Consider the following 24,474-nt stretch of genomic DNA (forward strand, 5'->3'; position numbering starts at 1 on the left):
GGCTCACTGCCCGTCGTCGTGGCGCCCGGCGTCCTGCTCGCCCAACAGGCGGTGCAGCAACTGCTCCTCCTCCTGCGACAGTTCGGACACGAAGCGGGACAGCACCGCCTCCCGGTCCGAGCCGCGCTCCAGCAGGCTGTGCATCCGTACGGCGGTGTCGGACGCCTCGTCCCGGACGGGCGCGTAGGCGTACCCGCGGCCCGCGGGGTGCCGCACGAGCATGCCCTTGTCGTGCAGGCGCGACAGGATCGTCAGCACCGTCGTGTAGGCGAGGTCCCCGGGCAGTCGCTCCAGGACCTGCCGCGCGGTCAGCGGCTCGTCCACCGCCCACAGCGCGGCGAGGACGCCGCTCTCCAGCTCCCCACGGGCTCTCCTGCCGGTCGCCCCACCGCTTTCGTCGCTCTTACGGTCGCGCACCGTTCACCAACCTTCCCGCTCGGCATGCCAGCCTACCGGCGGATCTACTACGGCTCGTAGGACGCCGACTGGATCGCCATCACAGGAGCTCAGAGGGATCTACTACATCTCGTACGAGCTTACCTACTACATGTTGTAGAGTTCGGCCGCCACGCCACCTGCGGAGGAACGAGCCCCATGCCCTACCTCGGAAGTCCGGTGCATCTGCGCGCCCTGGCGGCCGCCACCCAGCGCCCTGAGCCGGTGCCGGCCACGGCCCGGGCCGAGCGTGTCGCGATCGTCTCGGCGAGCATCGGCGCCGGCCACGACGGCGCCGCCGCCGAACTGGCCCGCCGGCTCACGGCCCACGGTCTCACCGTCGACCGGTTCGACCTGCTGGACCTGCTGCCCGCCCGGCTGGGCCGGCTCGTCCGGGACGGATACCACCGCATGCTCGTCCGGGCCCCCTGGGCCTACCAGCGGGTCTACCGCAGCACCGAACGCGCCGGTGGCGGCGGGCCGTTGGCGAGAGCTCTGCTGCGCACCGCCGAGGAGCGCATGCTGCGTGCGCTGCACCCCGGCACCGGCGCGGTCGTCTCCACCTACCCGGGAGCCAGCCGCGTCCTAGGCGGCCTGCGGCTCCGCGGGCGGCTGGCCGTGCCCGTGCTCACGTACCTCACCGACTTCTCCGTGCATCCGCTGTGGGTGGCGGACGGTGTCGACGTCCATCTCGCCGCACACGCCGTACCCGCCGGACAGGCGCGCGCCGCTGGCGCACGGGACGTCCGAGTGTGCGGTCCGGTGGTGGATCCGCGATTCAGTCCCGGCAGTGCACGGGAGCGCGTCGCGGCCCGGGCCCGCTTCGGGTTGCCGGAGCAGGCACCGCTGGCGCTCCTGGTCGCCGGTTCCTGGGGCGTCGGACCGGTCCGGCAGGTCGCCCTGGAGCTGCGCGACTGCGGTGTGGCCGTCCCCGTGGTCGTGTGCGGCCGCAACGAGGCGCTGGCCGAGCAGTTGCGCGCGGACGGCATCGAGCACGCCTACGGCTGGGTCGACGACATGCCCGCTCTGATGCACGCCGCCGACGTCCTGGTCCAGAACGCGGGCGGGCTCAGCTCCCTGGAGGCGTTCGCCGTCGGCCTGCCCGTCGCGAGCTACCGGTGCATACCGGGCCACGGGCTGACCAACGCTTCCGCTCTGGAGGAGGCCGGTGCGGCGGTCTGGATCCGTGACTCCGCCCGTCTCAAGGCCGTGCTGTGCGACCTGATCGACGGCCCGCTCGGACTGCGCCAACGCGCGACCGGCCTCGCACTCTTCGCCACCGAGCCCGACGACGGACCCGCCGCGGAGACAGCGCGCGTCCACCGCGCGGGACTGCCGCCGTCGCCTTCCCAGCCCGCCGCGCGACGACTCCGTCCGGCGGCACGCCGGCTCGTCGCCACCACCGCCGCGGCATGCGGGGTGTGGGCCTGCGCCGTCGGCACGGGAATCGCCACCACATACGACAGTCCGGGCCTGATTCACACCATCGGGCACAGCCTCGACCTGGACGACTCCCTCCCGGGCCACACCCCCCGCCCGGAAGGCCACCACTCGTGACCGCCGCCCGGCTGGTCCGCACCGCCGCTCTCGCCGCCCTGCCCGCCCTCGTAGCCGCCCATGCCGCACCCGCCGTCTCGACCTTCGGGCCACTCCGCAACCGCGTCATGCCCCGCCTCACGGGCCGGGGCCGCCCGGACCACATCGCGCTCACCTTCGACGACGGACCCGACCCGCTGTCCACCCCGCACTTCCTGTGCCTCCTCGCCGAACGCCAGGTACGGGCAACCTTCTTCCTGCTCGGGCGCGAGGCGCACCGCTCGCCCGGCCTGGTCCGCGAGATCGCCGCGGCGGGACACGAAATCGGCGTCCACGGCTGGCTGCACCGCCCACTGCTGCTGCGCGGCCCGCGCGCGACGTACGACGACTTCGCCCGCGCCCGCGACACCATCGCCGACATCACAGGACGCCGACCCACGCTCTTTCGGCCCCCGTACGGCGTCATGTCGACCGCTGCCCATCTGGCCGCCCACCGGCTCGGGCTCACTCCGGTGCTGTGGACCTGCTGGGGCGAGGACTGGACCGCCCGCGCCACACCCGAGTCCGTCCACCGCACCGTTACCTCAGACCTGGACGCAGGCGGCACGATCCTGCTCCACGACTCCGACTGCACCTCGGCTCCAGGTGCGTGGCGCTCGGCTCTCGGCGCCCTTCCCCTTGTCCTCGACTCCTGCGAGCGACGCGGCTACAAGGTCGGCCCGCTGCGCGACCACGGATGACCCCCACCTCGTGCCACACCGAGGCCGCCGATGCCATGTCTGCCGGTTGCCCCTTACCGACTGCGGGACATGGGCCCCACACCCAAGATCCCCCTACCCCGTCGACAGCCGATCGGGTCCCCAGCGCCGGTCACGGCCAGAGTGTTCGGCGTGCACCGCCTTGGTAGCCGACGAGACCGACCGCACCTGCCGGCGAAGGTGGCCGCGGCCTTCGGCACGGTCGACATCGCGGCCAGAGGCCGGGCGGCCCGCGCGGTGTGTCCGGACTGCGGCCGGTTCTCGGATCGGGTGCACGACTCCTACCAGCGCGGACTCAAGGATCTGCCGCTCGCCGGGCAGAGCGTTGTGATCCGTCTGACGGTCCGTCGTTTCATCTGCGGCACAGCCGACTGCCCGCGCCGGACGTTCGCCGAACCGTTCGCACGGCTGACCGCCCCGTATGCACGCTTCACCACGCGGCTCGGTCACGTTCTGGAGCACGTCGGGCTCGCACTCGCTGGACGAGCCGGCGCCAGGCTGTCCGCCCAACTGGGTTTCCCAGTCGGACGGATGACCTTGCTGCACAGGGTCATGGGGTTGCCTGACCCGCGGCCCAGCACACCGCGCGTGCTCGGCGTGGACGACTTCGCGACCCGGCGCGGGCAGACCTACTCCACCGTCTTGACCTGCGGAGAGACCCACCGTGTGGTCGACGTGCTCCCGACGCGCGACTCTGGTCCGCTGGCCGCATGGCTGGCCACTCACCCGGGCGTAGAGATCATCTGGGCGCCTATGCCGAAGGCGCACGGCTCGGCGCTCCCACCGCGATCCAGGTCGCCGACCGGTTTCATTTGTGGCAGGGCATCGGCCGGGCCGTGGAGACCTGCGTCGCCGCCCACCGCGAGTGCCTGAGTGCACCACCGCCGCCTACACAAGAGGGCGTTGAAACGTCGAATGGCAATTCGGAGCGCATCGAACCGGCCCCTGACGGCCGACGGGCCCAGCGCAAGAAGGCCGCGCACGCCATGGTCCACGAACTGCTCGCCCAGGGCTGCTCGCGCAGGGCGACCGCCCGGCATCTGGGCTGGAGCCTCAACACCGTGCTGCGCTACGCACGCGCCGCCAACTGGCAGGACGCCCTCCGAGGGAACCGCCCCCGACCCAGCCGGCTGGACCCCTACAAGCCGTACCTGGAGCGGCGGTTCGCCGCAGGCTGCACGAACGTCACCCGCCTGCACCGCGAACTCATCGCCGAGAACGCCCCCGTCACCTACCAGATGGTCCGCGCCTACATCGCCACCCTGCGCGCCGCACCGCCGCAGGCGCCGCCTCCTCCACCGACCGTGCGGCGGGTTACCGGCTGGCTCACCCGCCACCCCGCGACCCTGAAGGACATACTGGCCCGCTGCCCCGAACTGGAAGCCGCCGCCGCACACGTCCGTGACTTCGGCGAGATCCTCACCCACCGGCTCGGCTCCACGCTCCCCGCCTGGATCGACGCCGTCGACGCCAGCCAACTGCCCGGCCTCACAGGTTTTGCCCTCCACCTGCTCCGAGACCTCGACGCGGTGACCGCCGGCCTCACCCTGCACTGGAGCTCCGGCGGCACGGAAGGCGCCGTGAACCGCATCAAGAAGATCAAAAGGCAACTCTACGGACGAGCCGGATTCGAGCTACTCCGCAAGTTGATCCTGCTTCAGTAGCTATGCGTGACCGCTCCTCCATGTGTCAAATCGAGTTTCTAACGTCACTCCGGGACGACTGCTTCTGCAGGGCACTGTCTTGCCATGGAAAATTGAAAATGCAAGGGTCCGTGCATGACACTTGCATTCAGCGGTTCGTCCCCTTACTGCTATTCCAACTCGCTGGCGATGGTCCTGGGGACCGACGCGCCTGCGCCTTCGGCAATTGAGGTATTGACCGGATCTCCGTTCGGCGCTCAGTTCACCGAGGGCGGACTGCCCCACTTCGATCCGTTCGGGTGGGATCCTGACCTCGGCCTGGACCAAGCCCTCGATCTGCTCGGCTGGACATGTCGGCGCACGAGCGGCGGCGAGGCGACGGAGGCCATCGACCGTCTGCGGCAAGCCAGCAGGTCGGGGCCAGTGCTGGCTGGCCCTGTCGATAGCGGGTTGCTCCTGCATCAGCCATGGTCCGCGGGGGAGGCCAATGGCAGTGACCACTGGGTCGTGGTGCTCGCCGTGGACGATGAGCAGGTGCTCTTCCACGATCCCGACGGCTTTCCTTTCGCCACGTTGCCCATTGGTGCCTTTGCTGGTGCGTGGAACAGCCAGCTGGTGGAGTGTGCGGGCCCCTTCACCATGCGCAGCGATTTCCGGCGCGTGCGTCAGGTTGATGTCCTTGCCGCGCTGCGGAATTCGCTCCCGGCAGCGCAACGATGGCTTGCTGGTGACCGACAAGACGAATGCCAGACCCCGCCCGGTGTCCTGGGCCAAGGTGCCGCGGTGGAACGTCTCGCTTCCCAGATACTGGCTGGGTTGGATGACCGTACTCATGATCATCTGGCTGGCTTCGCCGTCCGGGTCGGCACCCGTCGTCTTTCCGATGCGTCACTGTGGCTGGGCCAGGCGGGTGCGCGTAATGCCGCTGAGACCGCCGGTTTCCAGGCCCGGCTGCTGGGAAGCGTGCAATACAACCTTGTTGCGGGTGAGACGCAAGCGGCGGCAGCCACGCTCCGGCAACTCGTAAACATCTACGGTCACTTACGCAATGAGCTTGGGGCGGCTATCGGGAATTGATGCCTGCACAGCTGGCATCAGCGGAACCACTCCCCAAACTGGTCCTGCCTCAGTGACCCTCCGCAACCGCTCCCCAAGATCTGTGCCAGAGCCGAGTTCTGGCAACACCCGGGGCCTTGCGGTGGGAGCCTGGGATGCTCTGCGAGATGAGGGTGCGATGGCGCCATCGGCTCGCCAGCACCAAGGCTCGGGCCGCCGCCGGACAGGCTGCCGCCACCGGCTGAACGACTGCCGCCCGGACCGAGGCGTCGGGTGCTGTTCTGGACCCATGTGAACTCCTGCCGGTTCGAGCTGGGCATGAGCAGCCGCCTCGACCTGGGCTCGGCAGCCTCCATACCCGGCCTGCGGGCCTCCGCTGAGTCGGACGAGGCCGCGCCCCCCGGGGGGACGCGAGGATAACCATGCAGGACCCCGGCGTGGACGACGGTGCGCCAAGAGGGCGTGAAGATCGCAGGTGGCGGCGTTAAGAGGGCGCAAAGATTCGGGTGCCGTCAGGGCGGAGGCGTTTGGCTGCCGGTGTGTCGATATCGTTCAAGCGGTTGATCGTGGGCCGCCCGCTGAGTAGTGACCGTCTGGGTGAGCAGATGCTGCCCAAGCGGATCGCTTTGCCGGTTTTTGCCAGTGACCCGTTGTCATCGGTGGCGTATGCGACGCAGGAGATCCTGCTCGTGCTGACGCTGGGCGGGCTGGCGTATCTGCATTTGGCGCCGTGGGTGGCTGCGGCGGTGGTGGTGCTGCTGGCTGTGGTGGTGCTGTCGTACCGGCAGGTGGTGCAGGCCTACCCCTCCGGGGGAGGCTCCTACGAGGTGGCATCGCGCAACCTCGGCCCGTGGGCGGGGCTCGTGGTGGCCTCGGCCCTGATGGTGGACTACGTCATGACCGTGGCCGTGTCGGTGGCGGCCGGAGTGGACAACATCATCTCCGCGGTGCCCGCGCTGGACTCCTACCGGGTCCTGGTGAACCTGGGCTTCGTCGCACTGCTGACCGCGATGAACCTGCGCGGTGTCCGCGAGTCGGGCCGACTGTTCGCAGTGCCGACGTACCTGTTCGTCCTGGGCGTGGTGGCGATGATCGTCATCGGACTGCTGCAGACAGCGTTCGGTCACGCGCCGGTGGCCGAGAGCGCGGGCTGGCAGGTCCGGGCCGAGTCGGGACACGTCGGGCTGACCGGGATGGCACTGATGCTGCTGGCGCTGAGGGCGTTCTCCTCCGGCTGCACGGCACTGACCGGAGCGGAGGCCATCTCCAACGGAGTGCCGGCGTTCAGGCCCCCCAAGGCACGCAACGCGGCCACCACCATGGTGGTGATGGGCGGACTGTCGATCACCATGTTCGCCGGTATCACCGCACTGGCCATGATCGGCCACGTGCACTACGTGGACGACGCCTGCCAGCTGGTCGGCTTCCCCGGGAACTGCGCGACGGGAACGCAGCGCACGGTGATCGCACAGATCGCCGCGGCGGTGTTCGGCGGCACGCATTCGGTGATGTTCTTCTACATCCAGGCCGCCACCGCGCTGATCCTGATACTGGCGGCCAACACCGCCTTCAACGGCTTCCCGCTGCTGGCGGCGATCCTGGCCGAGCACCGCTACCTGCCCCGGCAACTGCATACCCGGGGGGACCGGCTGGCGTTCTCCAACGGCATCGTCATCCTGGCCGTGGTCGCCGGAACCCTGATCTATGCCTTCCAGGGGTCGGTGACCCGTCTGATCCAGCTCTACATCCTGGGCGTGTTTACCTCCTTCACCCTCTCCCAGGCCGGCATGGTCCGGCACTGGAACCGGGAACTGGCCCACGTGACCGACCCGGTACAGCGCCGGCGCATCCACCGCTCGCGGGCGATCAACGCGGTCGGCGCCTGCCTGACCGCGCTGGTGCTGATCGTGGTCCTGGTCACCAAATTCAGCCACGGCGCGTACCTGGTGGTGATCGCCATGCCGGTGCTCTTCGCGATGATGCGCGGCATCCGCCGCCACTACGACCGGGTGGCCCGCGAGCTGCGCCCGGAGCCGGGCGGCATCGTGCTGCCCAGCCGCACCCACGCCGTGGTGCTGGTCTCCCAGCTGCACCAGCCGACTCTGCGCGCGCTGGGCTACGCCAAGGCCACCCGCCCGGACACCCTCACCGCGCTGACGGTCGAGATCAGCGAGGAGGAGATGAGAGCGCTGCGCGCCGAGTGGGAGGAGCGGGGGATCTCGGTTCCACTGACGGTGATGGCGTCCCCGTATCGCGACATCACCGGATCGGTGCTGGAGTACATCGCCCGCCTTCACCGCGAGCACCCCGAGGACTTGATCGCCGTGTACATCCCCGAGTACGTGGTCGGCCACTGGTGGGAGAATCTGCTGCACAACCAGTCCGCGTTGCGGCTCAAGGCCCGACTGCTGTTCCAGCGCGGGGTGATGGTCACCAGCGTGCCGTGGCAGCTGGACTCCAGCGACCGTGTGGCCGCGCAGCAGGCGTACGGCTCATCTGGCGCCGGGTCCAAGGTCGGCTAGCGTTTCGATCGTGAAGGGCTTGGATCTGCTGCGAGACGGCGGTGGGTGGCGCCGCGGGGGCGCGGGCCGTCGGCTGGCCGTGGCCGGCGGGGCCGCGGCGGGCCTGGTGATCCTCACCGTCGTCCTCGTGCCTGCGAGGGGCTCGCTGTCGCTGGCCAGCATCGTGCTGATCTACCTCACCGCAGTGGTCATCGTCGCCGCCACCGGTGGCCTGCCTTTGGCGCTGGCGGCGGCGGTGGCTTCCGATGTCCTGGTCAACTTCTTCTTCGTACCGCCCTTCCACACCCTGACCGTCGAAAACCGGGACCTGGTCATCACCCTGGTCGTCTACGTGGTTGTCGCCACCACCGTGAGTGTTGCGGTCGATCTGGCCGCCCGCCAGCGCGCCGCCGCGGCCCGCAGCGGCGTCGAAGCCGCGTTGCTGGCCCGGATCACCGAGGCGCCGCTGGAGGAACGGCCACTGAAAGCGGTGCTGGAACACGTTCGGGACACCTTCGGGATGACCGGCGCCGCTCTGCTGGAAAGCGCCGACGACGGCGAGCACCCGGTCGCCGTCGTCGGCGAACCGCCGTCGACCGATCCCGCGTTGTCCGCATCAGCAGGCGAGCACCTGCGGCTGGTGGCCGACGGCCGGGAGGTCTTCGCCGCCGACCAGCGCTTCCTCACCCTGCTGGCCACCGCGGCCGCCCGCGCGCTGCAGGCCGAGCGCCTGGCCACCCAGGCCGCCCGCGCGCGGGAACTGACCGAGATCGACAAGCTGCGGGCCGCCCTGCTGGCCGCCGTCGGCCACGACCTGCGCACCCCGCTCGCCGGGATCAAAGCATCCATCTCCGTCCTTGGCGAACCCGACCTACAGCTCACCGAAGCGCAGCAGACCGAGCTCCTGACCAGCGTGGACGCCTCTGCGGACAAGATGAGCGACCTGGTGGAAAACCTCCTCGCGCTCAGCCGCCTGCAGGCCGGGGCCCTGAGCGTCCCCCCCCCGCGCCACCGCGCTCGACGAGATCACGGCCGCCGCTTTGCTGCACACCCCAGTGCCTCCCGGCCGAGTCCTCGATGTCGATGTCCCGGACGATCTGCCACCCGCATGGGCCGACCCCGGCCTGCTGGAACGAGTAGTCGCCAACCTCGTCGCCAACGCGCTCCAGGCCGGACCGCCCGACCGGCCGGTCCACCTGCACGCCCATACCGCAGGCGACCTGGTCCATCTGAAGGTCATCGACCACGGACCAGGAATCCCCGCCGAGGAGCGGGAACGCACCTTCGCTCCATTCCAGCGCCTGGACGACCACACCACCCATCAGGGCCTCGGCCTGGGCCTGGCCATCGCCCGCGGCTTCACCGAAGCCATGAACGGCACCCTCACCCCCACCGACACCCCCGGCGGCGGACTGACCATGACCCTCACCCTCCCCACAGCACCATGACCCGCATCCTCATCGTCGACGACGACCCACACCTGCTGCGCGCCCTGACCATCGCCCTGGGCGCCCGCGGCTACCAGACCACCCCCGCTTCCGACGCCACCACCGCCCTCCAGGCCGCCGCCACCGCCACACCGGACCTGGCCGTCATCGACCTCGGCCTGCCCGACCTCGACGGCATCAACATCATCGAGAGCCTGCGCGGCTGGTCCACCGCCCCGATCATCGTGCTGTCCGCCCGCCACGACGAGACCGCCAAAATCAACGCTCTGGACGTCGGCGCCGACGACTACGTCACCAAACCCTTCGGCATGGGCGAACTCCTCGCCCGCATCCGCGCCGCCCTACGCCGCGCCACCCCCGCCGAGGAACAACCCCTGATCACCACCGCGGCCTTCACCATCGACCTGGCCGCCAAGCGCGTCACCACCCCCAGCGGCGAGATCCGGCTCACCCCCACCGAGTGGCACCTGCTGGAAACCCTCGTCCGCAACCCCGGACGCCTGGTCACCCAACGCCAACTCCTCCACGAGGTATGGGGATCACGCTACGAAAAGGAGACCAACTACCTGCGCGTCCACCTCGCCAACCTCCGCCGAAAACTGGAACCCGTCCCCTCCAACCCGCGCTACCTCATCACCGAGCCTGGCATCGGCTACCGCTTCACCCCCGACACCTCAGCCTGACTCGACAGTCGGCGCAGCCCGACATCCGACGACCATCCAGCCAGCCCTTCGCGACGGGCCCCTGAGCGTTGCCAGTTCTCATCGACATTTCCGGACCCCAAGATCGCTTAGTGCTGCCCAAAACCGTCGACAAGTCCACCGCACCGTTACCTCAGACCTGGACGCAGGCGGCACGATCCTGCTCCACGACTCCGACTGCACCTCGGCTCCAGGTGCGTGGCGCTCGGCTCTCGGCGCCCTTCCCCTTGTCCTCGACTCCTGCGAGCGACGCGGCTACAAGGTCGGCCCGCTGCGCGACCACGGATGACCCCCACCTCGTGCCACACCGAGGCCGCCGATGCCATGTCTGCCGGTTGCCCCTTACCGACTGCGGGACATGGGCCCCACACCCAAGATCCCCCTACCCCGTCGACAGCCGATCGGGTCCCCAGCGCCGGTCACGGCCAGAGTGTTCGGCGTGCACCGCCTTGGTAGCCGACGAGACCGACCGCACCTGCCGGCGAAGGTGGCCGCGGCCGACGCCGGGGTACCGATGCCCGCATGGTGTGCGTGCCGTGGAAAGACACCTTGCCCGCGCTGCTCGTCTCCGCGGTCTGCGCCGTGACCGTACCGCTCTGGCTCAGCTCGAATCCGCCGCCGACCAGCGCGGCGCCCGCGACCCCGGCGCCCAGAGCCGTTCTTCAAGAAGGAGCACCGGCCTGCGCCGACGGGGCAGCCACGCTGCGGGGCGGGCGTACCGCCGGAAACGGTGACGACGAGGTCTCGGGTGTGCGCCAGGGCCAGGCCCTCGATCTCGCCGTAGACCGCGTTGGTGGCCGGGGCGACGAGGTAGACCTCGGAGGTGTTGTACGTCTGCAAGGTCTGCCGGCCCGGCCTGGGTGCGGTGAAGCCGTTGCCGCACTCCGTCTCGGAGAGGACGACCGCCTGGCGTCGGCGGGCTTGGAGTCGCAGAAGGCGACCACGAATGCGGCGAGGACCGCGGGTGGGGCGACCAAGACCGCGCGGCAGCCGGGTACGGGAAGCGATCAGCGGGGCTCTTCACCCTGAGCGACCTCGACGTCATGGTGGAAGGCGAGGGCGCCGGTCGTCGCGGCGGTGGCTGACAGGACCGCACAGGCGGCGAGGAGGAGGGCGGCCCAGCACACCGACCGCCGAGCGTGTCCCGCGGGAGCGGCGAGGAGCGCCGCGACGCGCCGGGGAACAGGACCGGTGGTCGCGGCGGGGGCGAAGTCCGGGCGGGTGGAGCGCGCGGTCTGGCCGGCGAGGGCGGCGCGGGCGATGGCGCGGGCCAGCAGGCGGCGATCACCCACGGCGGTGGCGGCGGCTTCGTCGGCGGCGCGTTCCGCGGCCAGCCTGATGGCGGCGCGCGCCGGACGCAGTGCGGGGTGGCAGTGGGCGGCGAGTTCGGCGGCGGCCAGGAAGTAGTGGTGGCCGCCCTGGTTGTGGGCTCGCTCGTGGGCGAAGAGGGCCTCGCGCTCGTCCGGACCGAGGCTGCGCAGCATGGCGGTGGTGACGACGATGCGGTGCGGGCGGCCGGGCAGGGCGTACGCGTCCGGCTCGGGCGAGTCGACCACGCACAGGTCGCCCGCGGCGGGCCGCCGGCCGGCCTCGGCACGGGCGGTGCGGAAGGCGCGCGTCTGGCGCAGGGCCGAGCGGGCGAGGGTCCAGACACCGATGGTGAGCAGGCCGGTGGCGATGGCGGCCACGGGCAGGACCAGGTGGTCCGACGGCGTGCGCAGGGGGTGGACGAGTTCACCGAGCGCCGCGAACGCCGGCAGCTTGAGCAGTCCGGTCAGCACGAGGGAGCCCAGGGCGGCCACACAGGCACCCGCCAGCACCAGGGCAGCGGCGGTGAGCGCCCACAGAGCGGTGAGGGGGGCCAGCCGGTCGAGGGCTCGCCCGGCGAGCAGCGGCATCACGAAGGGCAGCAGGAGCGGGATCAGCAGCAGGGTCGTCATCGATCCTCAGCCTCCAGCAGTTGGCGCAGCAACTGTTCGTCGTCCGGATTGAGCTGGGCGACGAAGCGGGCCAGGACGGTCTCGCGGTCGCTGGCGCGGTCGCGGTCGAGTTCGGTGTGCATGCGCCGGGCGGTGAGGCCCGGGGCATCCTGCACGGGGTGGTAGGCGTAGCCGCGCCCCCGCTGACGGCGGTCGACGACACCCTTGTCGTACAGACGGGACAGGATCGTCGTCACCGTCGTGCGGGCCAGGTCGGAGGCGAGTTCGGCCTGCACCTCACCTGGAGTGAGAGCCGCGTCGGCTGCCCACAGGGCGGCCATGACGGCAGCCTCCAGTTCGCCGGCCGGTCGGCGTTCGTCCTTCGCGTCGGTCATGGGAACGATCCTCACCCCATCTTCGTCTACAGTTCAGTAGACCGTCTACAGAATTGTAGTCACGCGGGTGGCGTCTTCGCGTGCCCCCGCACATCCAGTATGGGAGGGCCGGCGTTCATGACCGCGCACTTGTTCGCAGCCTCACAGCTCGCGGTGAATGTCCTGAGCGCGCAGTCCCTGCTGGCCGCCTTCGGTGTGCTGGGGGTCGGCGCGGTGATGTTCGCGGAAACCGGGCTGCTGATCGGTTTCTTCCTGCCCGGCGACTCGCTGCTGTTCACCGCGGGGCTGCTGTGCACGGGGAGCGGCCAGCACGGTGTGAAACTGTCGCTCGCCCCGCTGCTCGTGGCCGCGGCCGCGGGCGCCCTTGCCGGTGCGCAGTGCGGCTATCTGCTCGGCCGGAAAGCGGGCGGGGCCCTCCTCGCACGCAGCCGCTCGCCGCGCCTGCATGACGGTGCGCACCGGGCCGGGGAGTTGTTGGAGCGGTACGGGCATGCGAGGGCGATCGTGCTCGCGCGGTTCGTGCCAGTGGTACGCACGGTCCTGAATCCGATGGCGGGTGCTCTGGGTGTTCCGGCGCGGACCTTCACCGTGTGGCAGGTCGTCGGCGGTCTCGTGTGGAGTCTGGGGCTGACGCTGGGCGGATACGCGCTGGGCTCCTCCGTCCCGAATGTGGATCGCTATCTGCTGCCCATGGTCGCCGTGATCGTGGCCGTGTCATTGATTCCGCTTGCCGCCGAGCTGTACCGCTCCCGCCGCGCGGCCAGGGCGAAGGGGGCACGCGGATGATCCTCGCCTTCGACGGCTCGTCGATCGACGGCTCCGCCTACACCGACCTGGTGGACCTCGCTCACCGCTCCCCCGACTGGCTGGACGACGTCGCTGCGGCCTGGTCGACGTACGGACTGGCGGTGTTCGCGGCGCTGATGGCCATGGCCTGGTGGCGGGCTCGGCGGGTGAGCGCCACGGCCGCGCTCATCGCACTGGCCGTTCCCGTGGTCGTCGTCGCGGCGTACGGGGTGGATGCGGTCCTGAAACTGGTGGTGCGCGAGGACCGGCCCTGTCAGAACCTGCACGTGGCCACCCTGGAGGCGTGTCCGGCACCAGGTGACTGGTCCTTCCCCAGCAACCACGCGGCCATCGCCGCCGCAGCCGCGGTGGCCCTGTGGTTCGTCTCGCGCCGGCTCGGTGCCGTCACGGCCGTGGCCGCCTGCGCGATGGCGGTCTCGCGGGTCTGGGTCGGCGCGCACTATCCGCACGACGTCGCGGCCGGAGTTGTCGTGGGAGCCCTCTTCGCGGCGCTCGCGATGACCGCGGTGCGCCGCCGTCCGGATCCCCTGGTCCGGCGGATCACCGGCTCACGGCTGCGTCCGCTGGTACGGGCGTCATGAAGCGCGGCGATCTCGGCGAGCTGGCCGGCAGCGTCGGCCTGGGCGCGTGGACGGCGTTCGGCGTACTGGCCATGACCGTGATCGGCGACGGCAGGCCACTGTACGCGGACGAGGACCTGCTCTCCTGGTCCGCAGGCCACCGCCCGGACGTGGCGGTGGCGCTGGCCCGCGGGCTGACCGCCACCGGAACCGGCGCCATCCCGTACGTCCTCTGCGCGCTGGCGGGGATCATCGCCGGGCGCACCTTGCGCCGACGGGTCGTCGCCGCCGCGCTCTGCCTCGCCTGCCTCGGCGCCGGGCAGGCGGCGCGGTACGGCGTGATGGCGCTCGTATCCCGGCCCCGTCCCGCCCACATGGAGTGGGCCACGCACGCCTCGGGGTGGGCGTTCCCCTCCGGCCATACCACCACGGCCGCCCTCACCGCAGGACTGCTCGTCATCGCCGTGTACATCCGCGCCCTGCGCGGCGGGACCCTGCTCGCTCTCGTCTTCGGCTGCTGGGGCGCGCTGGTCGGGCTCACCCGTGTCTACCTCGGGGTGCACTGGTTCACCGACGTCGTCGGCGGCTGGCTCTTCGCCATCGGCTGGCTGGGACTGTGCCTGTGCGCCGCCGCCTGGTGGCTGCCCGAGGGGTTCATCTCAGGTACGAGGGACACAGACCAAGAGGCTACGGAGGGCCATGCGCCGCAAGATCCTGGTCGTCGAGGACGATCACGCCCTGCGTGATGTGCTGCGTCGCGGCCTGTCGGACGAGGACTTCGACCCCGTGCCCGCTGCCGACGGCGCCACCGCCCTGCGGCTGGCCACCGACGACATCGCGGCCATCGTCCTGGACGTCGGGCTGCCCGACGCGGACGGCCGGGACGTCTGCCAGGCGCTGCGCGCGGGCGGGTTCGCCGCCCCGATCATCTTCCTGACGGCCCGCCGTCACCTCACCGACCGGCTGTCCGGGTTCTCCGCCGGAGCCGACGACTACCTGCCCAAGCCGTTCCATCTCGCCGAACTCGTCGCCCGGCTGCGGGCCGCGATCAAACGCACCGCACCCGCGGCCGTGGCCACCGCCGGAGACCTGGTCCTGGACGCGACCCGGCACAGCGCGCACGCCGGCGACGTCCACATCGACCTCTCCCCCACGGAGTTCCGTCTGCTGGCCACGCTCATGGCCGCGGGCGGGACCCTCGTGTCCCGCCGCGACCTGGTCAGGGCCGCCTGGCCGGACGGCGCCCAGGTCAGCGACAACACCCTCGACCAGTATCTGAGCCGACTGCGCCGCAAGCTGCGCGAAGCGGGCAGCGGCCTCGGCCTCACCACGACACGCGGGATCGGGCACCGGCTGTCATGAACCGGCTCGCGCGTCGTCTGGCGCCCCGCACGCTGCGCGGTCGGCTCTCGCTCGTGGCGCTGACCACCGCCGCGCTCCTGATGACCGTGCTGACCGTCGTGTTCAACACCGCGATGGACCGACACCTCCAGCACCAGGCTGACGACGAACTACGCAACCGCGCCGCCGCCGTCGCCACCACCGTCGACACCAGCGGGCCCCGAGTGCGAGTCCTGGAGACCGTCAACGACAGCCTGCTCGACGCGAACGTGTGGATCTACACCGGGACACGACTGCTGGAGAAACCACCGTCCGCCACGGCCGACAGTGCGCTGACCCGGGCCGCCGACCGGCTCGCCGCGCGGGGCAGGCCGGTCTGCGCGATCGTGCACACCGACAACCCCCGTTTCGTCCGCCTGTGCTCCCAGCCCGTGTCCGGCCGTCGCAGCACCGCCACCGTCATCACGGCCGTGGACCTCGCCCCTTACCGCAACTCCGCCGCCACCCTGCTGTCGGGCTCGCTGATCCTGGACGCCGTCATGCTCGCGTGCACCTACGCGCTGACGCGGCTGGCCGTCGGACGGGCGCTGCGCCCCGTGCGCACCATGACAGACCAGGCCACCCAGTGGAGCGCCGTCGGTTCCGACCAGCGTTTCGGCGCCGAGAACCAGCCGGCCGAACTGGCCCGCCTGGGCACCTCGTTGGACGCACTGCTGGACCGCATCCGCACCGTGCTGCGTCACGAGCAGCAGCTGACCGGGGAGTTGTCCCACGAACTGCGCACCCCGCTCACCCGGATCGTCGTCGAGCTCGACTGGTGGCGGGCCCGCCCGCGCTCGGCCGCCGAGACCCACGCCACCCACGAGGTGATCGCGGAGGCCGCCCAGTCCATGCGCACCATCTGCGACACGCTGTTGAACGACGCCCGCGAAGGCGCGCAGAACACCACCACGGCCGTCGGTGCCACCGCTGTCGCTCCCGTGCTGCGTCGGCTGGTCGAGGACCTCGACGCACGGGAGCAACTGAAGACCGTCGTCGACGTACCGGACCAGCAGCTTGAGGCGGGCATCGCCTCCGCTCTTCTCGAACGCATCGTCAGCCCTCTGCTGGCCAATGCCGTTCGCCATGCCGGCTCCACGGTGACCGTGTCCGCAAGGCAGTTGCCCGGCGGCGTCCGCATCGACGTCACCGACGACGGTCCTGGCGTACCGGAGGAGTTCCTCGACGATCTCTTCCAGCCCGGCCGGCGCGCGGACCCCGGCGACGGGCACGACGGGGCGGGCCTGGGACTGCCGCTTGCGCGGCGCCTGGCCCGCGCCGTCGGCGGCGAGGTCTCCCACGACCCCGAGCACAGTCCCGGAGCACGTTTCCTGGTCGACCTGCCCGCCGGATGACGTGATTCAGCCGGCCCGCCGGGCGACCGGCTCCGTCATCTGCGGTGTTCTGCGCTCCTGCGCCTGCGCGTACGCCATCAGCCCGACCAGAACGGCCAGCAGCACGGCGGAAGATCCCGCGGTGCCGAGGTCCAGGCCGCCCTTGGTGACCGGCTTGGTCAGGAGGTCACCGGCGGTGGCTCCCAGGGGGCGGGTGAGGACGAAGGCGATCCAGAACAGCAGCACGTTCGGCACGACCGGCACCTTCATCAGCAGGACGAGGACGGCCAGTGCGCCCGTCACGAGCAGTGCGCCGCCGGCGTAACCGAGGCCGGAGCTGTCGGAGAGGAAGTCGCCCATGGATGTGCCGAGGGTGTTGGAGACGAGGATCGCCGACCAGAACAGGGCTTCGCCGCGGAAGGTGACGATGTCCCGGATCTGGAAGGTCATCCCGGTCGTCTTCCAGACGGCGAAGATGACCAGCAGGATCGAGATGAGGATCGCGGCACCGGTCGGGTAGCCCATGCCAAGGCCCTGCGGACCCCAGCCGAGTGAAGTGGCGCCTTGCGAGAGGTACTTGGCGCCGACGTCCCGGTTCATGAAGTCGGACATCGTGGTGCCGGCCATGCTGGTCGACAGGATCACGGTCCAGTAGAAGAACGGGTTGTAGCGGCTGGACCTGAGCTGGACGACCAGGGTCACCACGAAGAGCGTGAACAGGGCGATCGTGGTGAGGAAGTAGCCGAGTTTCAGGGTCTGCGCGAAGAGGTCGCCGGCCGTCTCGCCGAGGGTGGTCGCGGCGATCTTCATGATCCAGAACGCAAGGGTGACCTCGGGGAGTTTCTTCATGACCGACTTGGTCGTGCTCGCGACGTCGAGGTCGGTGAGCATTTCCGGATTCTGCAAGGTGGGGGCTCCCATGCGGTCGAACAGCAGGGCGCCCGCCCGCGACGCGAGCAGGCACCCTGCGCGATCAGGAAACTCCGTGGAGCGATCGCCGGAACGGACCTTGACAGCGTCACCCTGAACGCATCCTGAACGACTGCCGCGTGGCTGCTCAGGCCGCGTGTCGGGCGGCATGCTGCGGCTGCGCCACGTCCCTTCGGGTCACCGAGAGGTAGATGACCAGGCCGAGGATGACCGTGAGGAACAGCGCGCTGGTGATGACGGTGCCCAGGCCCAGGCCGCCGTCTCCGCTGGGCTGAGAGAGGTAGTCGCCGATGGACGCGCCGAGCGGACGGGTGAGGATGTAGGCGGTCCAGAAGCTCCACACCGCGTCCAGACCGAGCTTGAAGTGCGCGAGGGCGACCGCGGCGATGGCCAGGCCGAACAAGACCGCGGAGAGCCAGTAGCCCAGGTCCATGCGCTCCGAGACCAGGTCACCGGCCGCGGTGCCGAGCGCGAAGGTGAACAGCACGGCGAGCCAGTAGTAGGACTCGCGGCTCGTGGTGTCGATGTGGTGGATGGACAGTGTCCGCTCGCGCCGGTACCAGACCACGAAGACGACCGCCAGGATGACCGCGAAGACGGTGGTGCTGGTCTCCAGCGGTACGCCCATGTTGTCGGTGAGGTTGTCGCTGATCAGCGTGCCGACGACGCTGATCAGGGCGACGGCGAGCCAGTACACCCCCGCACGGTAGGCGGTGGTACGGAACTGCACCACCAGGACGACCGCCAGCAGGGCGCTCATCAGCACCGACACACCGGTCAGGCCGAGACCGGCCTTCTCGTTGAGCAGGTCGGCCGCGGTCTCGCCGACCGTCGTGCACAGCACCTTGATGACCCAGAAATAGACGGTGACTTCAGGCACCTTGTTCCATCCCAGTCGGCGACCGGAGGGCGACACCTGGGGGTCGGCCGCCGAGGGCGTGGGCGTCTGAGAGGTCTCGTATGTCATGAGGCCCGACCGTGCCACGGGATACCTGAACGCATCCTGACTGCCGTGCGTCACCCGCTGCCCCGGCCGCCTCACCCGAGCACTATGAGTGCCATGACGACTCGTGATCACGGCTCCCGCATAGCGGCGTTCCGCCCCGTCCCCTCCGCCGCCATGGAAGAAGGCCGCCTTGAACCGTCCGACTGCCTCCCGACCGCCTGCCGACCCGGTGACGGCCTGGCTGCGCCGTCGGCTCGGCCGGGCCGTCGTGCTGTCCTACGTCGCCGCCCTCCTCCTGCCCGGTCCCGGCCTGTGGCTGCGCCACGCCGGTGCGTTCGGCGGCCTCCGCAGCCGACAGAGCGTCGTGCGCGCCGCGCAGGTCTGGTGCAGCAGGGCAGGCGTCGGCGCGGAGTGGCCCTTCGCAGGGACGCACGGCACGGCCGGCGGCCGGTCGGCGCTGAACAGAGCGTCCACGTCAGCCTGGTCGGTCTCGGGGACCGTACCCAGGGCGTCCATAGGTGCTGGAGCTCCCGGTAGGCGGTGAGCCGCTCGGCGAGGTCGGGCGCGCCGAAGGGCTTGACCAGGTAGCCGACGGCGCCGAGCTTCATCGCGATCCGTACCGAGGTGATGTCCCGGTCGGCGGTGATCATGATGGCGTCGGGGCGGTCGCCGCCCTCGTCGCCGCTGAGCCGGCGCAGCACGTCCAGTCCGCTGCCGTCCGGCAGGAAGATGTCGAGCAGCAGCAGGTCGGGGTGGAGGTCGCGCACCGCGGCCGGTGCCTCGGCCACCGTCGCCGCCTGGCCGACCGCCTCGAAGCCCTTGACGCGGGACACGTGGTCGCAGTGGATGCGGCTTACTCGGCCTCGGCCGGTTCCGCGCACGAGCCGACCGCAGCACTGGGGCACTCGGCACCGCTTGTCTGCACTGGCGCGGCGATCAGGCACACGGTGATGAGAGCCCCGCCCGATGGCCGGTTGGCCAGGCTCAACCGGCCGCCGTGTGCCGCGGCGATCATCGCGACGATGGCGAGGCCGAGCCCACCGGCACTCCTGTCGGCCGACGGGCCCGGCGGTGGCCCGGCGAGCATGGCGGGCGGGAAGCCCTGGCCCTCGTCACCTACGCACAACTTCACGGCACTGTCCGCTCGTTCGGTACTCAGGACGATGTGGCCAGGCCCCGACGAGCCGGAGTGGCGCAGGGCGTTGTCGAGGAGGTTGTGCAGAACTTGGCGCAGCCGTACCGGATCGGCGTCGGCGGTTGCTTCGGGGGCTCCGGACGTCTCCACGGTGATCGTCGCACCGTCGGCGGTCGCGCGGGCACGGAACGCCTCGGCCGCGTCGGTGAGCAGTCGTGGCGGGGGCACTGGCTCGCGGCGCAGCGGGAGTCGGCCCACTCGCGTGCGGGCGAGGACGAGGATGTCCTCGGCGAGTCCAACGAGCCGGTCGGTCTCGGCGGCGGCGGAACGTAGAGCGGCCTCGAGTTCGACGCGGTCGCGCGGGCGCGCCGTGGCCAGTTCGAGCTCGGCCCGCAGCAGGGTCAGCGGGGTGCGCAGCTCGTGTCCGGCGGTGTCGACGAAGCGGTGCTCGCGCTCCAGTGCTTCCTGGAGGCGCGCGAGCATGGCATTGAGGGTGAGCGCGAGACGGGCCAGTTCGTCCCCGGTCGGTGGGACGGTCAGGCGCCGTTCAGGCTCGGTCTCGGAGATCGCGGCGGCCTCCCGGCGGATCCGCTCGACCGGTCGCAGAGCCGCGCCCGCCAGCAGCCAGCCCGCGTACGAGGACGCCGCCAGGGCGAGCGGCCCGCCGATGAGCAGCAGGAGCAGCAGCCGGTCCAGTGCCTCCGCACGGTCGCCCAGCGGTGCGCCGACGACGAGGACGGCGGGCTGTTCGACCGTCCCCGGCAGACGAACGGGCAGGGCGAGCAGCCGGGCGGGGTCGTTGCTGCCCACGACATGGCGGCTGAGGAAGACCGGCTTGCTGACGGTTCGTGCGGTGCCCGGCGGCAGCATGGGCGCCGCTGCGACGGCCGGAGTCGTCTCGACGACGTCACCCTGCTGCGTGAGGATCTGGCCGAACGACTCGTCGGGGTCGATGAGTCCACTGCCCGCGTCCAGCGGAGCCCGTTCACGCTGGGCCAGCGAGCCGACGGTGGCCGCGGCCCGTGCGCGCAGGTCGAGGTCGACGGCACGGGTCAGTTCGGTGCCCATCCGGGTGTAGAGGAAGGCGCCCAGCGCGGTGAGTACCATCGCCATCGCCAGACAGAAGGCGAGGGTCAGGCGGAGCCGGACGGGGAGCCTAGCCAACCGAGTGCGCATGATCCGCATCGTCCTTGCGGTCGTCTCTCAGCCAGTAGCCGGCGCCCCGGCTGGTACGCAGTGACCGCCGCCCGAAGGGCCGGTCGATCTTCTGCCGCAGGTAGCCCACGTACACCTCCACGACGTTCGAGTCCGCGTCGAAGGTGAAGTCCCAGACGTGTTCGATGAGTTCGGCCTTGGAGAGCACCTGGCCGGGCCGTCGCATCAGGCACTCAAGCAGCGCGAACTCCTTGGCCGTCAAGGTGATCGGCGCACCCCCGCGGGCCACGGAGCGGGTCGCCGGATCGAGGGTGAGGTCGCCGACGGTGAGCACTGCGGGCCGTTCGCGGGCGCCCCGGCGCATCAGCGCGCGTAGCCGGGACAATAGTTCGGCGAGTGCGAACGGCTTGACGAGGTAGTCGTCCGCGCCCAGGTCCAGACCGCGCACCCGGTCCTCGACGGCGTCCCGTGCGGTGAGCAGCAGGACGGGCGCCCACCGGCCGGCGGCGCGGATCTCACGCAGCACAGCGAACCCGTCGCTGCCCGGCAGCATCACGTCCAGGACGACCACGTCGTAGTCGGACTCCCCGGCGTACCAGAGACCGTCCTCCCCGGTGGCGGCCACGTCGACCGCGAAGCCGTTCTCCGTCAGGCAGCGCCGCAGCAGCTCGGCCATGGGCGCTTCGTCCTCGACCACGAGAATCCGCATGGCGCCTCCTCCCGCAGGCCGTGCTGGTGTCCAGCGTAGTGGGGGGTGGCTAAGCAGACGCTGAGTCGATCCGAGCGGACCTCTCGGGGGCTCGTGGGGACCGTTTCAGGGCCCTTAGCCACTCGCGAGCAGGCTCGAAGCCACAGTTCGACGAGGGAGTCCCGATGATCAGCAAAGGCATGAAACGCAGCGCACTGGTCCTCACCGTCGCTGCCGGCTGCACGGCCACGGTCGTGCTGACGGCCTGTTCCTCGGGTTCGGGAAGCTCGAGCCACCAGTCCGCGGCACCGACGACGACCAGCCCGCTCCCCGCAGCTTCTCGGCGGCCGTCGACAATCCGTGGTTCCCGCTGCCGCCCGGCCGGACACTGGTCTACAGCGGCATCAAGGACGGTGTGAAGACCACGGAGTACCTCACCGCCACCCGCGAGACCGAGAAAATCACCGGCATCCCCTGCCGTGTCGTCTCGGACCGCCCCTACACCGGACGCACCCTCCAGGAGGCCACCCGTGACTACTACTCCCAGGACGCCGCCGGAAACGTCTGGTACTTCGGCGAGGACACCGCCGAACTCGACGCCCACGGCAACATGCTCTCCACCGAGGGCACCTGGCGCGCCGGCCGTGACGGCGCCCGTCCCGGCATCTTCCTGCCCGCGCATCCCGTGCCCGGCGCCGCCGGACAGCAGGAGTACTACCCCGGCCAGGCCGAGGACCGCTTCCAGGTCCTGGACCTGACCTCCCGCGTGTCCGTCCCGTACAACACCTTCACCGGGGCCCTGCGCACGAAGGAGTGGACGCCGCTGGAACCCGGGGTCGTGGACAACAAGTACTACGTGAAGGGCATCGGCACGGTGAAGGAGGTCACGGTCAAGGGCGGCCCCTTCGAGGAGAACGTGTTGACGGCGGTCAGGGGCTAGGAGGCGCTGGACCAGGCCAGGCACGGGTGGGTCGGCACGGTCTACGGCTGGTTCTGGCGGCACGACGCGTGCGGATCTGCGTGACCACGTACAGAAGGATCAGCGGCTGACCGGGACGCGGCCGGACGCCCGTCCCAAGGACCGTGTCCGAGTTGAACGCCAACGACGGCTTCACGTGGCGCCGGCACGTGACCTCCAGGCACCCCTCTCACTCAGGCGCTCCCTGTGCCTCGTCCTCATCGACAGGAATGAGCAACGTGAAAGTGGCCGGATGAGCACTGCTCAGGGCGAGCCTGCCGCCGAGCGAGACGGCCAGGTCCCGGGCGAGAGCCAGACCGATGCCCGCTCCCTGTCCGCCCCCGGTGTGCCCCCGGTCGAACAGCTGGGCCGGCTCGCCCGCCACGGCACCCTCGTCGCTCACGTCGAAGGCGAGGGCGTCCTCCAGGTCCCGCACGGCGACCCGGACGGTGCCGCGCCCATGCACGCGGGCGTTGTCCAGCAGGATGCCGAGCACCTCCGACACTGGCGCGCCTGGGACCAGGACATCGGTCGGTGTGTCCCGTGCGGCGCACTCCAGGCGTCTGCCGTCCCGGGCGAACAGGCCGTGCCAGCGTTCCTCGGCCTCCCGCAGCAGCTGCCCTACCGCGATCTTCCCGGCGGCGGAGCGGGACGCCTCCCTGGCATGCGACAGGAGCAGCGCCTCCTCCACCGTGTGGTGCAGGCGGTGCGTGGTGGCCAGTGCTTCGGTCAGGACGGGTCGCAGCCCGGCGTCATCGTCCTGGGCGAGGCCCCCCTCCAGGGCGAGTTGCAGACCGGTGAGCGGGGTGCGCAGCTGGTGGGAGGCGTTGGCGGTGAAGCCGCGTTCGTGGCGCAGCAGTTCGGAGAGGCTGTGGAGCATCTCGTTGTGGGTGCGGGCGACCTGGTCGATCTCGGCGATGCTGCTGGTGGCGGCGGGCGTTCAGGTCGCCCTCGGTCACGGCCCCGCAGTGGCGAGACGGGTGAGAAGAAGTCGTCTCCCTCACCCCTGTCCAAGGTGAGGGGATGGCGGGCTGCAGCCCACGCGAGAGGCCCGAACGGCGTAGTGCCGACGAGCTCGGGTGACCTCCGCCGCCCGCTCACCCCGTACCCGGACGAGCGAGCCCCAAGTCATAGGCGAGGATCAACCGGGTACGGATCCATCACCGCCGGGTCGTGGTACTGCATGCCGCCGCCCCGCGCACCGTTCAGGTTGCGTTCATGCTCGAAGTGCGATCGTGCGGATCATGACCGCAGAGCCTGTCCTCGATGAACGCCCCCTCCTCCCCGTACGCCAACTGGCGAACAAGGTGCCGGAGGTGACAGTCTATTTCTGGATCATCAAGGTGCTGACCACCGGCATGGGCGAGACTGCGTCGGACCTCCTGGCCCGCACGCTCGGCCCGATCCCTGCGGTGGCGCTCGGCGGCCTCGCCCTGGTGGCGTCCCTGGCCGTGCAGTTCGCACTCCGCCGGTATGTCGCGTGGGCCTACTGGACCGCCGTCGTCATGGTCAGCGTTTTCGGCACGATGGCCGCCGATGTCCTGCACGTCGGCCTCGGCGTGCCGTACCCGGTCTCGACCCCGGCGTTCCTCGTCGTACTGGCCGCGGTCTTCGCCCTCTGGTACGTGAGCGAGCAGACCCTCTCCATCCACACGATCCGGACCCGGCGCCGCGAGGCGTTCTACTGGGCGGCCGTCCTCGCCACCTTCGCCCTCGGCACCGCCACGGGCGACCTCACAGCCACCGTCGGCTTCGGCTACCTGGGCTCGGTCGCCCTCTTCGCAGCCGCCATCTGCGCTCCAGCCCTGGCCCACCGCTTCGGGGCCCTCGGCGCGGTCACCGCCTTCTGGACCGCGTACGTCATCACCCGCCCCCTCGGAGCCTCCCTCGCCGACTGGATGGCCCTCCCCCACACCCGCGGCGGCCTCGCCCTCGGCCTGGCACCCGTCACCCTCGCCTGGACGGTGGCGATCATCGGATTCGTCGGCTACCTGGCGGTGTCACAACGCGACAGGGGCGCGCACGCTGCGGCATGAGACAAGGACGCGCTGGGCCGTTTCCTCTACAGGCCGTTATCCCAGTACACACCTCGGCCACAGTCCCCTCGCAGGGAGCGCCGCGCCCACACGCCGCCCCGGACAGAAGGCCGACTCGAAGATCACCAGGCGGCACTTGCGATTCCTCGCGTC

The 24,474-nt window shown here is 70.6% G+C and carries 24 protein-coding genes and 3 pseudogenes; 17 read left to right on the forward strand and 10 right to left on the reverse strand.

The features are described 5' to 3' along the window. Window positions 1-3 precede the first annotated feature (3 nt). Entirely contained in the window at window positions 4-417 is a 414-nt protein-coding gene (locus ACI2L1_RS28190) for a BlaI/MecI/CopY family transcriptional regulator (protein WP_404742181.1), read from the reverse strand. Window positions 418-594: 177 nt separating this feature from the next. Between ACI2L1_RS28190 and ACI2L1_RS28195 the strand changes: the two genes are divergently transcribed. From ACI2L1_RS28195 to ACI2L1_RS28225, 7 genes and pseudogenes are all read left to right on the forward strand, one after another. Further along, window positions 595-1,992, forward strand: a complete 1,398-nt coding sequence (locus ACI2L1_RS28195; RefSeq protein ID WP_404742182.1) for a glycosyltransferase — start codon at window positions 595-597, stop codon at window positions 1,990-1,992. Further along, entirely contained in the window at window positions 1,989-2,711 is a 723-nt protein-coding gene (locus ACI2L1_RS28200) for a polysaccharide deacetylase family protein (RefSeq protein ID WP_404742183.1), read from the forward strand. Before ACI2L1_RS28195 ends, ACI2L1_RS28200 begins: the two co-directional genes overlap by 4 nt. A gap of 69 nt (window positions 2,712-2,780) precedes the next feature. Continuing rightward, window positions 2,781-3,395, forward strand: a pseudogene (locus tag ACI2L1_RS28205) (transposase family protein); the annotation flags it as partial. 44 nt (window positions 3,396-3,439) lie between these two features. Then, window positions 3,440-4,393 carry a transposase gene (locus ACI2L1_RS28210; RefSeq protein ID WP_404742184.1) on the forward strand — a complete coding sequence of 318 codons (954 nt, stop codon included), beginning with the start codon at window positions 3,440-3,442 and terminating at the stop codon, window positions 4,391-4,393. Window positions 4,394-4,507: 114 nt separating this feature from the next. Further along, window positions 4,508-5,449: a hypothetical protein gene (locus ACI2L1_RS28215; RefSeq protein ID WP_404742185.1), complete on the forward strand. Its 942-nt coding sequence runs from the start codon at window positions 4,508-4,510 to the stop codon at window positions 5,447-5,449. Window positions 5,450-5,967: 518 nt separating this feature from the next. Beyond that, on the forward strand, window positions 5,968-7,950 hold the full coding sequence (locus tag ACI2L1_RS28220) for an APC family permease (RefSeq protein WP_404742186.1): 1,983 nt from the start codon (window positions 5,968-5,970) through the stop codon (window positions 7,948-7,950). Between the two features lie 127 nt (window positions 7,951-8,077). Further along, window positions 8,078-8,290: pseudogene (locus tag ACI2L1_RS28225) on the forward strand (DUF4118 domain-containing protein); the annotation flags it as partial. A 255-nt stretch (window positions 8,291-8,545) separates the two neighbouring features. Here the strand turns inward: ACI2L1_RS28225 and ACI2L1_RS28230 are convergent. Further along, window positions 8,546-8,740: a hypothetical protein gene (locus ACI2L1_RS28230; RefSeq protein ID WP_404742262.1), complete on the reverse strand. Its 195-nt coding sequence runs from the start codon at window positions 8,738-8,740 to the stop codon at window positions 8,546-8,548. Window positions 8,741-8,764: 24 nt separating this feature from the next. Here ACI2L1_RS28230 and ACI2L1_RS28235 point away from each other — a divergent pair. From ACI2L1_RS28235 to ACI2L1_RS28245, 3 genes and pseudogenes are all read left to right on the forward strand, one after another. Continuing rightward, window positions 8,765-8,854 (forward strand): annotated as a pseudogene (locus ACI2L1_RS28235) (hypothetical protein); the annotation flags it as partial. Between the two features lie 115 nt (window positions 8,855-8,969). Continuing rightward, on the forward strand, window positions 8,970-9,377 hold the full coding sequence (locus tag ACI2L1_RS28240; protein ID WP_404742260.1) for a sensor histidine kinase: 408 nt from the start codon (window positions 8,970-8,972) through the stop codon (window positions 9,375-9,377). Beyond that, window positions 9,374-10,060 (forward strand): response regulator, encoded by a 687-nt coding sequence (locus ACI2L1_RS28245; protein WP_404742261.1) that lies wholly within the window; start codon window positions 9,374-9,376, stop codon window positions 10,058-10,060. Before ACI2L1_RS28240 ends, ACI2L1_RS28245 begins: the two co-directional genes overlap by 4 nt. 1,025 nt (window positions 10,061-11,085) lie before the next feature. On the opposite strand, the gene ACI2L1_RS28250 is transcribed toward ACI2L1_RS28245, so the two are convergent. Both ACI2L1_RS28250 and ACI2L1_RS28255 read right to left on the reverse strand, forming a co-directional pair. Next, window positions 11,086-12,018, reverse strand: a complete 933-nt coding sequence (locus ACI2L1_RS28250; protein ID WP_404742187.1) for a M48 family metalloprotease — start codon at window positions 12,016-12,018, stop codon at window positions 11,086-11,088. Beyond that, window positions 12,015-12,392, reverse strand: a complete 378-nt coding sequence (locus ACI2L1_RS28255; RefSeq protein WP_398431695.1) for a BlaI/MecI/CopY family transcriptional regulator — start codon at window positions 12,390-12,392, stop codon at window positions 12,015-12,017. Before ACI2L1_RS28255 ends, ACI2L1_RS28250 begins: the two co-directional genes overlap by 4 nt. A gap of 117 nt (window positions 12,393-12,509) precedes the next feature. Here ACI2L1_RS28255 and ACI2L1_RS28260 point away from each other — a divergent pair, with 117 nt between their 5' ends. The 5 genes from ACI2L1_RS28260 to ACI2L1_RS28280 are packed head-to-tail and all read left to right on the forward strand — an operon-like array spanning window position 12,510 to window position 16,494. Next, window positions 12,510-13,178, forward strand: a complete 669-nt coding sequence (locus ACI2L1_RS28260; RefSeq protein WP_404742188.1) for a DedA family protein — start codon at window positions 12,510-12,512, stop codon at window positions 13,176-13,178. Then, window positions 13,175-13,780, forward strand: a complete 606-nt coding sequence (locus ACI2L1_RS28265) for a phosphatase PAP2 family protein (RefSeq protein ID WP_404742189.1) — start codon at window positions 13,175-13,177, stop codon at window positions 13,778-13,780. The genes ACI2L1_RS28260 and ACI2L1_RS28265 overlap by 4 nt, the downstream gene beginning before the upstream one ends. Beyond that, window positions 13,777-14,505: a phosphatase PAP2 family protein gene (locus ACI2L1_RS28270; protein WP_404742190.1), complete on the forward strand. Its 729-nt coding sequence runs from the start codon at window positions 13,777-13,779 to the stop codon at window positions 14,503-14,505. The genes ACI2L1_RS28265 and ACI2L1_RS28270 overlap by 4 nt, the downstream gene beginning before the upstream one ends. Continuing rightward, window positions 14,459-15,121, forward strand: a complete 663-nt coding sequence (locus tag ACI2L1_RS28275; protein WP_404742191.1) for a response regulator transcription factor — start codon at window positions 14,459-14,461, stop codon at window positions 15,119-15,121. Before ACI2L1_RS28270 ends, ACI2L1_RS28275 begins: the two co-directional genes overlap by 47 nt. After that, window positions 15,118-16,494 carry a sensor histidine kinase gene (locus ACI2L1_RS28280; protein ID WP_404742192.1) on the forward strand — a complete coding sequence of 459 codons (1,377 nt, stop codon included), beginning with the start codon at window positions 15,118-15,120 and terminating at the stop codon, window positions 16,492-16,494. The genes ACI2L1_RS28275 and ACI2L1_RS28280 overlap by 4 nt, the downstream gene beginning before the upstream one ends. Window positions 16,495-16,500: 6 nt before the next feature. Here ACI2L1_RS28280 and ACI2L1_RS28285 read toward each other — a convergent pair whose 3' ends face one another. The 5 genes from ACI2L1_RS28285 to ACI2L1_RS28305 form a co-directional block, all read right to left on the reverse strand. After that, window positions 16,501-17,379, reverse strand: a complete 879-nt coding sequence (locus tag ACI2L1_RS28285) for a hypothetical protein (RefSeq protein ID WP_404742193.1) — start codon at window positions 17,377-17,379, stop codon at window positions 16,501-16,503. 151 nt (window positions 17,380-17,530) lie between these two features. Then, window positions 17,531-18,370, reverse strand: a complete 840-nt coding sequence (locus tag ACI2L1_RS28290) for a hypothetical protein (protein ID WP_404742194.1) — start codon at window positions 18,368-18,370, stop codon at window positions 17,531-17,533. Window positions 18,371-18,477: 107 nt separating this feature from the next. Beyond that, window positions 18,478-19,182: a response regulator gene (locus tag ACI2L1_RS28295; RefSeq protein ID WP_404742195.1), complete on the reverse strand. Its 705-nt coding sequence runs from the start codon at window positions 19,180-19,182 to the stop codon at window positions 18,478-18,480. A 20-nt stretch (window positions 19,183-19,202) separates the two neighbouring features. After that, window positions 19,203-20,597: an ATP-binding protein gene (locus ACI2L1_RS28300; protein WP_404742196.1), complete on the reverse strand. Its 1,395-nt coding sequence runs from the start codon at window positions 20,595-20,597 to the stop codon at window positions 19,203-19,205. Window positions 20,598-20,640: 43 nt separating this feature from the next. After that, window positions 20,641-21,348 carry a response regulator transcription factor gene (locus ACI2L1_RS28305; RefSeq protein ID WP_404742197.1) on the reverse strand — a complete coding sequence of 236 codons (708 nt, stop codon included), beginning with the start codon at window positions 21,346-21,348 and terminating at the stop codon, window positions 20,641-20,643. A 394-nt stretch (window positions 21,349-21,742) separates the two neighbouring features. Between ACI2L1_RS28305 and ACI2L1_RS28310 the strand changes: the two genes are divergently transcribed. Continuing rightward, window positions 21,743-22,267 carry a hypothetical protein gene (locus tag ACI2L1_RS28310; protein ID WP_404742198.1) on the forward strand — a complete coding sequence of 175 codons (525 nt, stop codon included), beginning with the start codon at window positions 21,743-21,745 and terminating at the stop codon, window positions 22,265-22,267. A gap of 208 nt (window positions 22,268-22,475) precedes the next feature. On the opposite strand, the gene ACI2L1_RS28315 is transcribed toward ACI2L1_RS28310, so the two are convergent. Continuing rightward, entirely contained in the window at window positions 22,476-23,165 is a 690-nt protein-coding gene (locus ACI2L1_RS28315; RefSeq protein ID WP_404742199.1) for a sensor histidine kinase, read from the reverse strand. A 364-nt stretch (window positions 23,166-23,529) separates the two neighbouring features. Here ACI2L1_RS28315 and ACI2L1_RS28320 point away from each other — a divergent pair, with 364 nt between their 5' ends. After that, window positions 23,530-24,321: a hypothetical protein gene (locus ACI2L1_RS28320; RefSeq protein WP_404742200.1), complete on the forward strand. Its 792-nt coding sequence runs from the start codon at window positions 23,530-23,532 to the stop codon at window positions 24,319-24,321. Window positions 24,322-24,474: the final 153 nt, after the last annotated feature.

Origin of the sequence: Streptomyces sp. NPDC019531, assembly GCF_044903305.1 — a bacterium.
Lineage (GTDB): Bacteria > Actinomycetota > Actinomycetes > Streptomycetales > Streptomycetaceae > Streptomyces.